This is a genomic window from Rhizobium beringeri, from assembly GCF_004306515.1.
GTDB lineage: Bacteria > Pseudomonadota > Alphaproteobacteria > Rhizobiales > Rhizobiaceae > Rhizobium > Rhizobium beringeri.
This window is the reverse complement of record NZ_SILG01000001.1, coordinates 2,328,661-2,343,212: the sequence shown is the minus strand read 5'-3', so window position 1 is coordinate 2,343,212 and position 14,552 is coordinate 2,328,661. Positions and strand designations below refer to the sequence as shown.

Annotated in this window: 11 protein-coding genes, 1 pseudogene and 1 riboswitch; of the genes and pseudogenes, 9 read left to right on the top strand and 3 right to left on the bottom strand. The window is 61.9% G+C overall.

All coding sequences use genetic code 11. The annotated features are described in order from the left end of the window. Positions 1-12: 12 nt before the first annotated feature. Complete coding sequence (locus tag ELH03_RS11815; RefSeq protein ID WP_128412268.1) at positions 13-570, bottom strand: hypothetical protein; 558 nt, start codon at positions 568-570, stop codon at positions 13-15. Positions 571-833: 263 nt separating this feature from the next. Between ELH03_RS11815 and ELH03_RS11810 the strand changes: the two genes are divergently transcribed. Continuing rightward, positions 834-1,604, top strand: a complete 771-nt coding sequence (locus ELH03_RS11810; RefSeq protein ID WP_128405416.1) for an SDR family oxidoreductase — start codon at positions 834-836, stop codon at positions 1,602-1,604. An 81-nt stretch (positions 1,605-1,685) separates the two neighbouring features. Here the strand turns inward: ELH03_RS11810 and ELH03_RS11805 are convergent, their stop codons facing one another. Further along, positions 1,686-2,819, bottom strand: coding sequence for a helix-turn-helix transcriptional regulator (locus ELH03_RS11805; RefSeq protein WP_113545853.1), 1,134 nt, complete (start codon positions 2,817-2,819; stop codon positions 1,686-1,688). Between the two features lie 186 nt (positions 2,820-3,005). Here ELH03_RS11805 and ELH03_RS11800 point away from each other — a divergent pair, with 186 nt between their 5' ends. The 4 genes and pseudogenes from ELH03_RS11800 to ELH03_RS11785 all read left to right on the top strand — a co-directional run bounded on the left by ELH03_RS11800 (position 3,006) and on the right by ELH03_RS11785 (position 5,487). After that, positions 3,006-3,491: a hypothetical protein gene (locus tag ELH03_RS11800; RefSeq protein ID WP_128405417.1), complete on the top strand. Its 486-nt coding sequence runs from the start codon at positions 3,006-3,008 to the stop codon at positions 3,489-3,491. Positions 3,492-3,533: 42 nt separating this feature from the next. Beyond that, complete coding sequence (locus tag ELH03_RS11795; RefSeq protein WP_003560176.1) at positions 3,534-3,806, top strand: DUF4242 domain-containing protein; 273 nt, start codon at positions 3,534-3,536, stop codon at positions 3,804-3,806. 110 nt (positions 3,807-3,916) lie between these two features. Further along, the gene (locus ELH03_RS11790) at positions 3,917-4,087 is read left to right on the top strand and encodes a DUF1127 domain-containing protein (RefSeq protein WP_205934420.1); all 171 of its coding nucleotides are present in this window, start codon (positions 3,917-3,919) and stop codon (positions 4,085-4,087) included. 102 nt (positions 4,088-4,189) lie between these two features. Beyond that, positions 4,190-5,487, top strand: a pseudogene (locus ELH03_RS11785) (adenylate/guanylate cyclase domain-containing protein). A 28-nt stretch (positions 5,488-5,515) separates the two neighbouring features. Here the strand turns inward: ELH03_RS11785 and ELH03_RS11780 are convergent. Further along, positions 5,516-7,306, bottom strand: coding sequence for a chloride channel protein (locus ELH03_RS11780; protein ID WP_128412270.1), 1,791 nt, complete (start codon positions 7,304-7,306; stop codon positions 5,516-5,518). Between the two features lie 259 nt (positions 7,307-7,565). Next, positions 7,566-7,962, top strand: a riboswitch (cobalamin riboswitch). Between the two features lie 395 nt (positions 7,963-8,357). Between ELH03_RS11780 and cobU the strand changes: the two genes are divergently transcribed. Genes cobU through cobO form a run of 4 tightly spaced genes read left to right on the top strand, consistent with a single transcriptional unit; the run spans position 8,358 to position 14,529 of the window. Continuing rightward, positions 8,358-8,882, top strand: coding sequence for a bifunctional adenosylcobinamide kinase/adenosylcobinamide-phosphate guanylyltransferase (gene cobU, locus ELH03_RS11775; protein ID WP_128405645.1), 525 nt, complete (start codon positions 8,358-8,360; stop codon positions 8,880-8,882). Between the two features lie 4 nt (positions 8,883-8,886). Beyond that, a complete protein-coding gene (gene cobW / locus ELH03_RS11770; RefSeq protein WP_113545847.1) occupies positions 8,887-9,936 on the top strand; it encodes a cobalamin biosynthesis protein CobW in 1,050 nt (349 codons plus the stop codon). A gap of 4 nt (positions 9,937-9,940) precedes the next feature. Beyond that, positions 9,941-13,882 carry a cobaltochelatase subunit CobN gene (gene cobN, locus ELH03_RS11765; protein WP_130766323.1) on the top strand — a complete coding sequence of 1,314 codons (3,942 nt, stop codon included), beginning with the start codon at positions 9,941-9,943 and terminating at the stop codon, positions 13,880-13,882. Then, positions 13,879-14,529: a cob(I)yrinic acid a,c-diamide adenosyltransferase gene (cobO, locus tag ELH03_RS11760; protein ID WP_113545845.1), complete on the top strand. Its 651-nt coding sequence runs from the start codon at positions 13,879-13,881 to the stop codon at positions 14,527-14,529. Before cobN ends, cobO begins: the two co-directional genes overlap by 4 nt. Positions 14,530-14,552 lie beyond the last annotated feature (23 nt).

The following is a 14,552-nucleotide window of genomic DNA, read 5'->3' as shown; positions in this document are numbered from 1 at the left end:
CTTTTGGAAAAATTATCTCGCCGGAAGCGCTTGTTCCAGAACCGCCGCCAAGTCCTCTCTCCGCATCTTAATGGGAGGTGTCTCGGTGAGTGCGGAAAGCGTAAGATTGATAACCGCTATCGCATAATCACAGTATAAGCTTGAGGGATAATTGTTATATCTGATATCTGCCAAGCAGTGCGATACTTTATCATCCTTCAACTCAGATCGAGCTATGCCAACAACGGTCCTGATGTTGTCGATAACCTGCTGTGTTTGGGCAGGCGATTGCACATACACCCGTTTTCCGTTTCTTGCTTGGATGAGCTTGCTTATAATCTCTTTGAAACCTGTTTTGTCCTGGTAGTCGCGAGCGGCAACTTTCGCCTTCTTTTGTGTGAACAAAATCAGCCATCGCGTAGAACTACAAGCAGGGGAGTCCAACCCATCGCGTACCAGGATTGCGGTGTAGCATGCTTCGATCTCGACTCCCTGTCCCGCTATAAGTGGTGCGAAGTAAGGTGGCAGGGCTTCGTCCGCCGCGGCGTTCACAGCCGTTGCAAGCAGCGTGGATAGAGCAATGATGAGCAATCTAGATTTCATTCTCCACCCTCTGCGATTTCGGAACCGTTTCACAATGCCGAAGCAAGTCAACAGCCAACAGCCTGAGCCGAAGTGACCGCACTGCAGGGCAAATTCTATCCGGGCTCATCGACGTCCTTCTCAGCCTGCTCGGTTAGTCGGAATATCTCCCGGGCGGGCACTGGTGTTCATCGGCCGTCGTTCGGCTATTGCCAAATTAGTTGACTGAGTCCATTAATTGTCGTGGCGGACCCGGTTGAGAGCGACGAACTATGAGCATATTGGATAGATTTTCACTGGCAGGTCAGGTGGCGCTCGTGACCGGCGGCGGCCGTGGTCTGGGCTTCGAGATGGCGCGCGCCCTTGCCGAGGCCGGCGCGCATGTCATCGTCAATGGACGCACGGCGGCGACGCTGGAAGGCGCCGTCAGGACCATCCGTGCCGCGGGCGGCACGGCGGAGGCCGCCGCATTCGATATCGCCGACCGCGAGGCACAGCGTGCTGCGATGGCCGATATCGACAAGATCCATGGTCGTCTCGATATTTTGATCAACAATGTCGGTGCCCGCGACCGGCGGCCGCTGGCTGAATTCGACGATGATGCGATCATCGAGCTGCTGCGCACCGATCTGGCGGCGGCGATCACGCTTTCGCGCGACGCTGCCGTGTTGATGAAGCGACGCAATCACGGCCGGCTGATCGCGGTGACCTCGATCAGCGGCCATGTCGTCATGCCTGGCGACTGCGTCTATCCAGCAGCCAAGCAGGGCCTGACCGGCCTGATGCGCGGCATGGCGGTCGAGTTCGGCCCGTACGGCATCACCAGCAACGCGATTGCGCCCGGCTGGTTCGCCACCGAGACGAATGCGGTGATGGCTCAGAATGAGGAATTGATGCCCTTCGTGCGCCAGCGCATCCCGGTCCAGCGCTGGGGACGGCCAGACGAGATCGCTGGCGCGGCGCTGTTTCTGGCAAGCGGCGCCGCTTCCTTCGTCAACGGCCATGTGCTGACGGTCGACGGCGGAATGACGGTCAGGATGTGAGCGGAGATGCCCGCATCTGCTGTCGCGCCGGCGTGCCTTTTCGCATCTGCTGTCAGTCGGCCGAAGGTTGATGTCGACTTCTTAGGTGCGCCTGACAGGTGGGCTGAGTTCGCGTACGAGCTGCTGCAGGCTGCGCTGGTCTTCCGCTCCCGTCTTGTCGTAGATGGCGGCCAGTTGCGATTTCACGGTGCCGTCGGCAACGCCCTGTGCATTTGCGATCTCGGATCGCGTCATGCCTTCGGACACGTAGCCGACCACGCGCCGTTCGGCAGGCGTGAGAGCAAAAAGGGCAGCAACGGCTTCGACGGCCGACTGGATCACCGTTCCCGCCGCGGCGAGAAAGATCGCCGCCGCCGCCCGGCTTTCAAAGCGTCCCCTTTCGGTGCGCCGCTGCAACGGCAGAACGTGAGCGACGGCGGGGCGCTCCGCCGAGGCAAGAGGAACATCGATCCCAGCGGCTGCGAGACTGATTTCGTCGCGCGCGCCAAGCGCCACGGCGTTGGAAAGGGCGGCGCCTGCATAACTGTAGCGAGCGGCCAGACGGCCTGAAAGCGAGTGGACCACGTGCTGCTCGCGCAGGCGTGCTTCGGCGGCTTCATTGGCGAAGAGGATTGTCATGTCTTCTGCAACGATGAAGACCGCATGATCGAGGGCGTCGATGACCTCCCTGAGGACGGCGGCTTCGGCGCGCTCCATCTCGAACATGTCGTGGATCGTCACGGCACGGCGGATATGCGGACCGAGCAGCCCGACGATGTCGAAGATACGTCGTTCGCTCGGTTCGTATTGCACCGAAATGTTGATCGTCCCGACACGGGTCGGGCGCTTCAGCACGGCCATGTCGATCGAGTTTAGAACCCCATACCTGGCATGAAAGTTCTGGTATAGCGCACCGCTCTTCCAGACGGCTTCGCCATCGGGTCCATAGAGGGAAAACATCCGCTCCAGCGTATCCGGCTGATCGATCTCCATTCGGTGGAGAAGGTGGAAGAACGGGACGTCCTTCGCATGCGCGACGAGGGTGCGGATGGCCTCTCCGTCGTCGCAGGCGATCTGGGCCAGCCGTGCGGACCGCGTGGTGGTGTCGAAGACGGCAAGCGTGGTTAGAAAACCATTCACCTGACCATTGATCAGACGAAGAGCGTTTGGCCAGGCATCCTCCCGGGCCACGCAATCATAAATAGCGCCAATAATTTCCGACAGCTGCTGTTCCATGATCACAATCCTGCATCAGCCCGGCCAGCCCGGTCAATTGTCGCCGGCCATGGCGCCTTCATTTCCGGGATTTGCGGAAGATTTCATCCCCCATGCGGGAGATGTTTCATCGCGCGGATTTTTTACAACGCACTGCCGGCCGGAATCCAATCGGCTTGGACAACCAGAAATTGGAGGGCAATCTTCATGAAAGCGACAAAAGCGCCGATCGCGGCGCTTCTCATTATGGCAGCTCTTCCGGCTGCAGCGCTCGGCGGCGGCGGCCTGCCGGAACAGGTCCGGGAGGCCAATGCGCGCTTCCGGGACGTCAACCAGGCCGTCAAGGAAGGCTATTCGCCGATCCCATGCACCAGCGGCATAGATGGAGGTGCGATGGGTATCCACTATGTCAGTGCCGACCTCATCAAGGATGAGGCCATTGATCTCTCCAAGCCGGAGGCCGTGATGTACGAGCCTGACGAACACGGCAAGATGAAACTCGTCGCTGTCGAATACATCACGACGAAAGGTCCCGCCAATCTCGGCGGCCAGCTGTTCAGTTTCACGAACGCACCGAACCGCTACGGCCTTCCGGCTTTCTACGAGCTGCACGTCTGGGCATGGAAGAACAATCCGAAGGGACCGTTCGCCGACATGAACCCTGACGTCAGCTGCCGGCATGCGCACGGTTGATGAAGCGCCAGGTCACTCAAAACATCATGAAAGGATAAAACAATGCCGCAATTCGTTGTCGAACGAAACATTCCAGGTCTCGGGGACATGGACAAGGAAACCCTGCGCGAGATCTCGGCGAAATCCAACGCCGTCGTAGCGTCCCTCGGCGAACCCTATACCTGGATCACCAGCTATGTGACCGGGGACAAGATGTACTGCGTTCATGAGGCCGAGAGCGCCGAAGCGGTCTATCGGCACGCGGAAAAGGGTGGCTTTCCGGCGGACCGGGTGACGGAGATCACGACGCTCATCGGCCCACATTCGGCGCGCTAGGATGTCGGAACCGGCCGGCGAACGAGTCGCCGGCCGGTTCTCCGGGTTGCGATCTTGCCATCGGCACGCGCAAATTGTCCGGCGCGGTCGACCTGCGACTGCGCAAAGTGATGGCGCTGCTTACCTCTCCGCTGCGCGCCCTTGTCGTCTGGCGGCGCAGGCGATCGGCGGCAAATCAGCTTGGCGCCTTGCCAGATCACATGCTGAAAGACATTGCCGTGTCGAGGGGCGAAATACCCTTCGTCGCCTCCCAGGATGCAGACTGGAGCAGGTTCCGCTAGCGTCCCTGGCGGGCGTCCGCATCGGGCGTAAAACCTTGCAGTGCGTCGATACCGGTATCAGTCTCTCTGCCATCTGCCCCGCGGTTGTGGTCGCCGAGCTCGATGGCTAGAAACATCGGTTTGGCCGGGCTATCACTGGATGTCGTGGCGACCCGGTTCGGATTGCCGCCCATTTGCCCGATTTGCCATCATAAGATTGTGGCGGCTCATGTGGAGGTTTTAAAATTAGCAATCATATTCAGTGGCTTATAGAACATGGAATCACAGCTGAGCACATTGCCGAGCTGATAGCCGGATTGTGCGATCGGTTGATCGCGGATGGCTTTCCGATTTGGCGGGGAAGCATTTCAATGCCGTCAATTCATCCCATGTATGGCGGCGTCTCGGCCAATTTCGTGCGCGGCGGTGCGACCACGATCGAGAATGCCGAATATGGCACTGCGGGAGTGCTGAATTTCGAGAAGACCCCGATCTATTTTCTTTTGGGCCGTGGCGAAACGTCAGGTCGCTGGAACATCGCCAAGGGTGAGGGTGTCGATGACTACCCGCAGCTTGCGGAATTCGCGCATAGCGGCGGCACGGATCATCTGGTCAGCCTGCTGGAGTTCCCGAAGGAGGCTGCGCTACGCGGAGTCAGTCTGTCTCTCACAAGCGACAGGCCGGGCGGATTTTCTGATGATCAACTGGCGATCGTCGCGAAGCTCTTCCCGGCGCTGGGGCTGGCTTGTTATCGTATCGCGGCAACGAAAACCGCATCGGATATCCTCGCCGTCTATACAGGCGCCAAGACAAGTGCACGCATCCTTGCAGGCGATATTCAGAGGGGAAAGGGAGGGGCGATCAATGCTGCGATCCTGCTTGCGGACCTGAGAAACTTCACGGCGCTGACCGAGGTTTATCAGCCGGGCGAAATCGCCGGGTTTCTGAATGAACATTTCGAGCTGATCGGCTGGCATGTCGAGGAAAATTCGGGCGAGATCCTCAAGTTCATGGGCGATAGCGTGCTGGCGATCTTTCCGACCGATGCTGAAGATCCGCAAAAGGCCTGCATGGCTGCACTGGCTTCCGCAAAGAATATTCTGGAAGCCAACAAGGTGCTGAATGGTCAGCGGAGGAATGATGGAGGTCCTGACATCGGCGTCGATGTCGTGCTGCATCTCGGCGAGGTCTTCTACGGAAATATCGGCGCACGCGGCAGGCTTGATTTCACGGTGATCGGCAGCGCCGTCAACGAGGCTTCGCGCCTCGAAAAACTCTGCAGCACGCTCGGACATCACCTTCTGATGTCGGAAAGCTTCGCCGTCACCTGCGCCGTCGCCAACGAATGTCTGGGATCCTTCGAGTTGCGCGGGGTTTCGAAAGCGGTAAACGTGTTCAAGCTCGCCGACGCCGTATCCTGAAGCGTCGATCCGATGGCGCGACGACGGATCAGATCTCGCCTGAGACCTCGCGGCGGCGGCGGTCGAGTTCTTCACTGTAGCGGCGCAGCGTATAGCTTTCGCTGAGCTGGCCGATCACCTTGCGTTCGATCAGGTTGTTGACGACGGCGAGTGCTTCGCTTTCGCTCTTGTCGAAGATCGCCGCCGCCTGCCTGGCATTCATCTGCGGCTGCAGGAAATCGTTGCGGTAGTGGATGAAATCGGCAAGCGTCTTGCCCTCGTCCTGGGCGTCGGTCGGATTGGCGTAGATCTCCGGCACCAGCACAAGGCCCGCATATTTGTCGCTCTCCTCGACGAGGATGACGCGCTGGGTCGAGCCGATCGGGAAGGCCTGCTTGAATTCCTCCAGAGAGATGCCAGCCCTTGCCGTCTTGATGTCGGCGCGCATCAGCTTGTCGACCGTCAGGTTGCGGATCCAGCCGACGTCGTGGGCGCTGCGGATGCTTTCGCCGCGCAGATGGAATCGCCATGTGGCGAAGGAGTAGCCGAAGGTCGAGCGCACGACGAGCGAGGAGGTGATGACGGCGGCAAGCACCAGCGCCGTGATCGGGAAATCGCCGGTGATTTCGAGCGCCAGGAACGTCATGGTCAGCGGCCCGCCGATGACGGCGACGGCAAGCGAACTCATGCCGACCACGGCATAGATGACGGGCGTCAGCGTCGCATCGGCGAAATAGGGACCGCAATAGGCGAAGAGCTTGCCGAGCAGGGCGCCCATGAACAGCGAGGCGAAGAACAGCCCACCCCTGAAGCCGGAGCCGATCGAGATCGCCGAGGCGAAGGATTTCAAGAGGAAGAGGCCGATCAGCGTCGGGATTGCCACCTCACGGGAAAGGTTGAGATGCAGCGCGCCGTGGCCGGCTGAGAGCACCTGCGGCGAGATCATCGCCAATAGCCCGACGATGATGCCGCCGAGGGCCGGGCGGAAGGGTGGGGCGATCGAGCTCTTGCGTGCCAGCTCTTCGACAAAGGCGACGCCCTGCATGATCAGGATGCCGACACCGGCGCAGAAAGCACCGAGCAGCAGTGCCGGGATATAATCGGCCGGCACGACCGAGCCGAAGCTGCCGATATCGATGGTGAAATCGCTGCCGGCAAGCAGCCTTGCGATCAGGGTGGAGACAAGGGCGGAGACGACGACAGGCGTCAGCGAGACGATCGTATAGGTGCCGATGATCAGCTCGAAGGCATAGAAAGCACCGGTCAGCGGCGCGTTGAAGGCGGCGGCGATGGCGCCCGCCGCGCCGCAGCCAACGAGGGTGCGCAGGTCCGAGCGGCGAAGCTGCAGCTTCAGCCCGAATTTCGAGGCGAGGCCGGCGGCAAGCTGGGTATAGCCGGCCTCCAGGCCGACGGAGGCGCCAAAACCGTTGGAAATCAGGTTCTGCACGGCAACGATGATGCTGTCGGTCAAGGACAGGCGGCCGCCATGCAGCGCATTGGCCTCGATCGGGTCGACCATCGGCTTCTTCCGTCGTTTCGCCAGCACTAGGAGCAACAGGCCGAGCAGGGCGCCGCCGATGACGGGGGCGGTGAGCAGCAGCATCTTGTTCTCGATCTCGGACGAGCTCAACCGCTCGCTGTCGGCGATGCCGAAGACCAGCTGATGCAGCTCGTTGGAGACGTAACTCATGCCGGTGACGGCGAGACCCGAGATGATGCCGACGACGGCGCCCGCCAGCGACAGGCCGACCTCGCTACGGCGGGTCAGCGCCCGCAGGCGTCCCGGATCGAAGAATACACGCAGCGCACGAAAACGGCGCCGATCCAATTTCATAAGCATGGCTAGACAACTAGGCGGGGAGAGGCCCGGTCAAGGGCAGAGATGGTCGCGCAGTCCGCTTGCGACGCAATTGCGGCGAAAAGCCGGCGGTTGGGATAAATTTTTATGACGTAAGCCACTGATAAATGACGATATTTTAGGTAGGGTAAGTCGTGTTTGAGTAAGTGTGTCGCGTGGCTGGCGATCGAGCTTCCGCCAAGGCCGGTTGACTTCCCCCCTGTGCTTGCCTAACCATCCCGATAACGGATGGTCGACTGACCATCCTGACATAACGGATGGTTCCGGATCGGTGTTGCGCCCTTCCGGATGAAAAGGGAATGTGACGGGGCGGACCCAAGCCGGGCGCCTTCATCACAGCCGACCCCGCGACTGTAGAGCGGTCAGGGTCTTCCATCCGGCATCAAGCCCTTCCGGCTCGGAGCCTGCAATCGTGCGGGCGGGCGGGACGGGCGATATGCCGGAAAAGCCACTGGATATGCATGGTGATCAACCGGGGTCGGACGCCTCTCAAGTCTACGAATCGTCCACCTTTTCACTGATGCAGCCGGGAAGGCGAGGATGATCCGCTGGCACGATCAGGGCGACCGGTTTCCGGTCTGCCCCGATCGCGGCCGATAACCGCGAGCCAGGAGACCTGCCATGCGTGCCGGGCGAGAAGCCCACACCTGGGCACTATGCCCGTTGCCAGCACGGAGGTTGTCTTGGCTGAACGATTGAATTCAGCGCGGCCTGGTGCGGCGCGATTTGCTTCCTCTTCTCCCCAGCGGGGAGAAGGTGGCCCGAAGGGTCGGATGAGGGGGCCGCACGGCACGCCCTTCATCATTGCCCTTCGCTTGCGCTCAGTGCATTCGCGGCTTTGCCGCTCGCCCCCTCAACCGCCTGCCGGCACCTTCTCCCCGCTGGGGAGAAGAGACATGTGGCGATGCTTTGCCTCGTCTGATCCCATGGAAGTCAAAGAGACGGCTTTGGACTGCGGTTCGTTCTGCAGCAGAAGCTCGAGCGGACAGTGGGGGGCAAACCACATGTCCTTCACCCGAGGGACCGTTTGCGCATGACCGTCGCTCCTTCCAACGCCGTCTTCATCCTCGGCGGTGCGCGCTCCGGCAAGTCCCGGTTCGCCGAATCCCTCGTCACCGCGACCGATCTGGATCGCCACTACCTTGCCACCGGCCGTGCCTGGGACGAGGAGATGCAGGCGCGCATAACGCAACACAAGGCCGATCGCGGTCCGTCCTGGACGACGCATGAGGAGCCTCTCGATCTTGTCGGCAGGCTTACCGCCATCGACGGCGAGGGGCGCATCGTGCTGATCGATTGCCTGACGCTCTGGGTCACCAATCTGATGATGGAGAAGCGTGAGATGGCGGCGGAATTTGCCGCACTTGCCGATTTCCTGCCCGCTGCGAAGGCGCGGCTCGTTTTCGTTTCCAACGAGGTCGGTCTCGGCATCGTGCCGGATAATCGCATGGCGCGGGATTTTCGCGATCATGCCGGCCGGCTGCACCAATCGATCGCGGCGAAGGCCGCCGAAGTCTATTTCATCGCGGCAGGCCTGCCGCTGAAAATGAAGGGTTAAGTCCATGAACCAGCAGAAGATTCCCGCAACCGTCATCACCGGCTTCCTCGGTGCCGGCAAGACGACGATGATCCGCAACCTGCTGACCAATGCCGGCGGCAAGAAGATTGCGCTTATTATCAACGAATTCGGCGATCTCGGTGTCGACGGCGACGTGCTGAAGGGCTGCGGTGCTGATAATTGCACCGAGGACGACATCATCGAGTTGACCAATGGCTGCATCTGCTGCACCGTTGCGGACGATTTCATTCCGACGATGACGAAGCTGCTCGAGCGCGAACAGCGGCCCGATCACATCGTCATCGAGACCTCGGGCCTTGCTTTGCCGCAGCCGCTGGTCGCCGCCTTCAACTGGCCCGACATTCGCACCCAGGTGACCGTCGACGGCGTCATCACGGTGGTCGACAGCGCCGCTGTAGCCGCCGGCCGTTTTGCCGACGATCATGATGCGGTCGATGCGCGCCGTGCCGAAGATGAATCGCTCGATCACGAAAGCCCGATCGAGGAGCTGTTCGAGGATCAGCTGACCTGCGCCGACCTCATCGTGCTCAACAAGACAGACCTGATCGATGCTGCCGGCCTTATCAGGGTGCGCGACGAGGTTGCCTCCCGCACGGTGCGCAAGCCCGTGATGATCGAGGCGAGGAACGGCGAGGTGTCGGCCGGCATCCTGCTCGGCCTTGGCGTCGGCACAGAGGACGATGTCGCCAATCGCAAGTCGCATCACGAGCTGGAGCATGAAGACGGTGCGCCGCACGACCATGATGAATTCGACAGCTTCGTCGTCGATCTCGGAGCCATTGCCGATGCCGCCGGCTTCGTCGAAGCGCTGAAGGACATCATATCAGCCCATGACGTGCTGCGTCTCAAGGGTTTCGTCGACGTTTCAGGCAAGCCGATGCGCCTGCAGCTCCAGGCCGTCGGCAGCCGCATCGACCACTATTTCGACCGCGCCTGGGGCTCAGGCGAAAAGCGCGGCACACGCCTCGTCGTCATTGGCCTGCATGAAATGGACCAGGGCGCGGTGAGGGCGGCGATCGAAGCGCTGGCATAGACCGATGCATCTGCTTCTGGCCCAGCAGGGAACGATCAGCGACGGCGAGGAGGCCATCGACCTCGGGCAGACGCCGGGCGACATCCTATTCCTGTCGGCGGCCGACACCGAGCTTGCCGCGATCGCGGCGGCCCATCGCGATAGCCGGACAGCACCTTCGCTGCGGCTCGCCAGCCTGATGAGCCTCAAGCATCCGATGTCGGTCGATACCTATGTCGAGCGCACTGCTCGGCATGCGAAGCTGATCATCGTGCGTGCGCTCGGCGGCGCCAGCTATTTCCACTATGCGCTGGAAGCGCTGCATGCGGCGGCGGCCCGCGCCGGAGCACTGATTGCGGTTTTGCCGGGTGATGCCAGGCCGGATGCCGGGCTGGTTCCTTTCTCCAATGTTGATCTGGGCGATCTGAACGCGCTCTGGGCCTATCTGATCGAGGGCGGCGACGCCAATACGCGGGCCTTTCTCGATTATGCCGAGGCTATGCTGTCGGGTGCCGAGAAACCGGCGCCGGCTGTGCCTTTGATGAAGGCAGGTATTTGGTGGCCGGGGCGGGGATTGATCGGGGTTGAGGAGTGGCGTCGGGCTGTTGCAGAGATGTCTTCGGGTGCGGGGATGGTAGCGGAGGCGGGGCTTGAACCCCCGACAGTTGCCATCAGCTTCTACCGCGCCCTGGTGCAGAGCGGCGAGACCGGGCCGATCGAAGCGCTTGTCGAAGCGCTGGCCGCACTCGGCCTCCGGCCGCTGCCGATCTTTGCCTATAGTCTCAAGGATCCAGTTTCGACAGGCATTATCGAGAGCGTGTTTTCGGCGTTGAAACCCGATGTCGTCATCAACACGACTGGCTTTGCGGTCTCCGCGCCAGGTGCGGACCGGCAGCCGACGGTGCTGGAGGCGAATGAGGCGATCGTGCTGCAGGCGATCCTGTCGGCCTCGTCGAGGGAGGCATGGGCGGCTTCCTCGCAGGGCTTATCGGCGCGCGATCTCGGCATGAACGTGGCACTGCCTGAAGTCGATGGCCGGGTGCTGGCGCGGGCGGTCTCCTTCAAGACGGCGGCGCGCTACGATGCGCTGGTCGAGACGAATATCGTCGCCAGCCAGGCCGATGCCGGCCGGGTGCGCTATACGGCGGAGCTTGCCGCCAATTGGGCGCGGCTGCGGAAGACTTTCGCCGGCGACCGGCGCATCGCGCTCGTCATGGCGAACTACCCGAACCGGGACGGTCGACTTGGCAACGGCGTCGGCTTGGATACGCCGGCCGGCACCGTCGAGGTGCTGAAGGCTATGCGGGTGGCCGGGTATCCGGTCGCCGAGATTCCCGCCGACGGCGATGCGCTGATCCGGCACCTGATGCAAGGGCCGACCAATTCCGGTTCCGATGGAAAGATCATCCGCGAGACGCTTTCCCTGAGTCTGTACAACAGCTTCCTGGAATCTCTTCCTAACAAGATTCAGGATGAGGTGAGAGCCCGCTGGGGCGATCCCGTAGATGATCCGTATGTTCGCGAGGGCGTCTTCGCCCTGCCTTTTGCCCGTTTCGGCGATGTGCTGGTCGGCATCCAGCCGGCGCGCGGCTACAATATCGATCCGAAAGAGAGCTATCATTCGCCGGATCTCGTGCCGCCGCACGGTTATCTCGCCTTCTATGCTTTCCTGCGCGAGAAATTCGGCGCTCATGCCGTCATCCATATGGGCAAACACGGCAATCTCGAATGGCTGCCGGGCAAGGCGCTGGCGCTGTCTGAAAGCTGTTATCCCGAGGCGATCCTCGGGCCGCTGCCGCATCTCTATCCCTTCATCGTCAACGATCCAGGCGAGGGCACGCAGGCCAAGCGCCGCAGTGCTGCCGTCATCATCGATCACCTGACGCCGCCTTTGACGCGCGCCGAAAGCTATGGGCCACTGAAGGATCTGGAGGCGCTGGTCGACGAATATTACGAGGCGTCGGGCGGCGATCCCCGCCGCATCCGGCTGCTCAGCCGCCAGATCCTCGAGCTCGTTGCCGATATCGGCCTCGACCGGGATGCCGGCATAACGAAGGGTGAAAGCGAGGGCGAGGCGCTGAAGAAGCTCGACGCCTATCTCTGCGACCTCAAGGAAATGCAGATCCGCGACGGGCTGCATGTGTTCGGGGTCTCGCCAGAAGGACGGCTCCTGACTGACCTGACCGTGGCGCTGGCGCGGGTGCCGCGCGGGCTTGGCGAGGGCGGTGATGCGAGTTTGCAGCGGGCGATCGCGGTGGATGCGTTCGGAAACCCCTCACCCCTTCGCCAGGTAAGAAACCCCTCCCCAACCCCTCCCCACAAGGGGGAGGGACTTACCTCCGCGCTTGCGGCAGCCTCCGTTGCCAAAGCTGATGTTGAGACGGCGCGCCCAGCAAGCCCCTCCCACCTGTGGGGAGGGGTCGGGGAGGGGTCTTCCTTCGATCCTCTCGACACCGATATGGCCGCTCCTTGGACAGGCCCACGACCTGAAATCCTCGCAGATATTCTCGATGCCCCTTGGCGAACCAACGGAGACGCCGTCGAGCGCATCGAACTGCTGGCGGCAAAGTTTGTTTCCGGTGAGATGGAATGCCCGACCCTCTGGTCCCAAACCAGACGTGTACTCTCCGAGATCGAAACCCGCCTAAAGCCCTCCATCCTCGCCTGCGGCCCCGCCGAAATTCACGGTCTACTCAACGGGCTCGACGGCCGCTTCGTCGCGCCCGGTCCCTCGGGCGCGCCGACGCGCGGGCGGCCTGACGTCTTGCCGACGGGGCGGAATTTCTATTCGGTCGACAGCCGCGCAGTGCCGACGCCCGCTGCCTACGAGCTCGGCTGCAAATCGGCTGAGCTGCTGGTGCGCCGCTATGTGCAGGATCATGGCGAATGGCCGGTTTCCTTCGGGCTGACGGCGTGGGGCACGTCGAACATGCGCACCGGCGGTGACGATATCGCCCAGGCGCTGGCGCTGATCGGCGTCAAGCCGCTCTGGGACATGAGTTCACGCCGCGTCACCGGCTACGAGATCATTGCGCCGGCGATGTTGCGACGGCCGCGGGTCGACGTGACGCTCAGGATCTCCGGCTTCTTTCGCGATGCTTTTCCCGAGCAGATCGCGCTGTTCGACAAGGCGATCCGCGCCGTCGGCGCGCTGGAGGAGGATGCTGGCGATAATCCTATTGCCGAGCGGATGCGCAGCGAGGCGGCGCGGCTTGCGGCTGCAGGTCTTGACGAAAAGACGGCGGCGCGCCGGGCGGGCTACCGGGTCTTCGGTTCGAAGCCTGGTGCCTATGGCGCCGGATTGCAGGCGCTGATCGACGAGAAGGGTTGGGAACGGCGCGCCGATCTCGCCGAGGCCTATCTCGTCTGGGGCAGCTATGCCTATGGCGCCGGCGAGGAGGGCAAGGCCGAACGCGGTCTGTTCGAGGAGCGGCTGCGCTCGGTGCAGGCGGTCATTCAGAACCAGGACAATCGCGAGCACGACCTGCTCGACAGCGATGACTATTACCAGTTTGAGGGCGGCATGGCGGCGGCGTCCGAACAGCTCTCCGGTGCGCGTCCCTCGATCTATCACAACGACCATTCAAGGCCGGAAAAGCCGGTGATCCGCTCGCTGGAAGAGGAGATCGGCCGCGTCGTGCGCGGGCGTGTCGTCAATCCGAAATGGATATCGGGCGTCATGCGCCACGGCTACAAGGGGGCGGCAGAGATCGCCGCCACCGTCGATTATCTCTTCGCCTTTTCGGCGACGACGGGTGCGGTCGGCGAGCATCATTTCGAGGCGGTGTACCAAGCTTTCGTTGCCGATCCCGGCGTGCGCGATTTCATGATCGAAAAGAACCCTGCGGCATTCGACGAGATGAAGGAGCGGCTGCTGGAGGCGATCGACCGCAGCCTCTGGACGCCGCGCAGCAATTCGGCCCGGTTCGACCTGGCTTCTACTCAACAGATTGAGGTAACCCAATGAGCGACGAGACCCCTGATAGCGAGATCGCAGACGGCGGAGCTGGCAAGGATGATGCGCGCCACGCCGAGAAGATGGCGAAGAAGAAGGCCGCGCGCGATAAGATCATGGCGACCAAGACCGACGGCAAGGGCCTGATCATCGTTCACACCGGCAAGGGCAAGGGCAAGTCCTCGGCCGCCTTCGGCATGATCTTCCGTCATATCGCCCACGGCAAGCCGTCGGCCGTCGTGCAGTTCATCAAGGGCGCGATGTGGACCGGCGAACGCGACCTGATCGAGAAGCATTTCTCCGACCTCTGCCAGTTCCACACGATGGGCGAGGGTTTTACCTGGGAAACGCAGGACCGCGCCCGCGATGTTGCCGCCGCCTCGGCCGCCTGGGAAAAGGCCAAGGAACTGATCCGCGACGAAGGCAATTCCATGGTGCTGCTCGACGAGATCAACATCGCGCTGCGCTACGACTATCTCGACATCAACGACATCGTCGCCTTCCTGAAGAGCGAGAAGCCCGCCATGACGCATGTCGTGCTGACCGGCCGAAACGCCAAGGAGGAATTGATCGAGATCGCCGATCTGGTCACCGAGATGGAACTCGTCAAACACCCCTTCCGCTCCGGCATCAAGGGTCAGCCGGGCGTGGAGTTCTGATCGGCGCGCGACATCCATCCCCA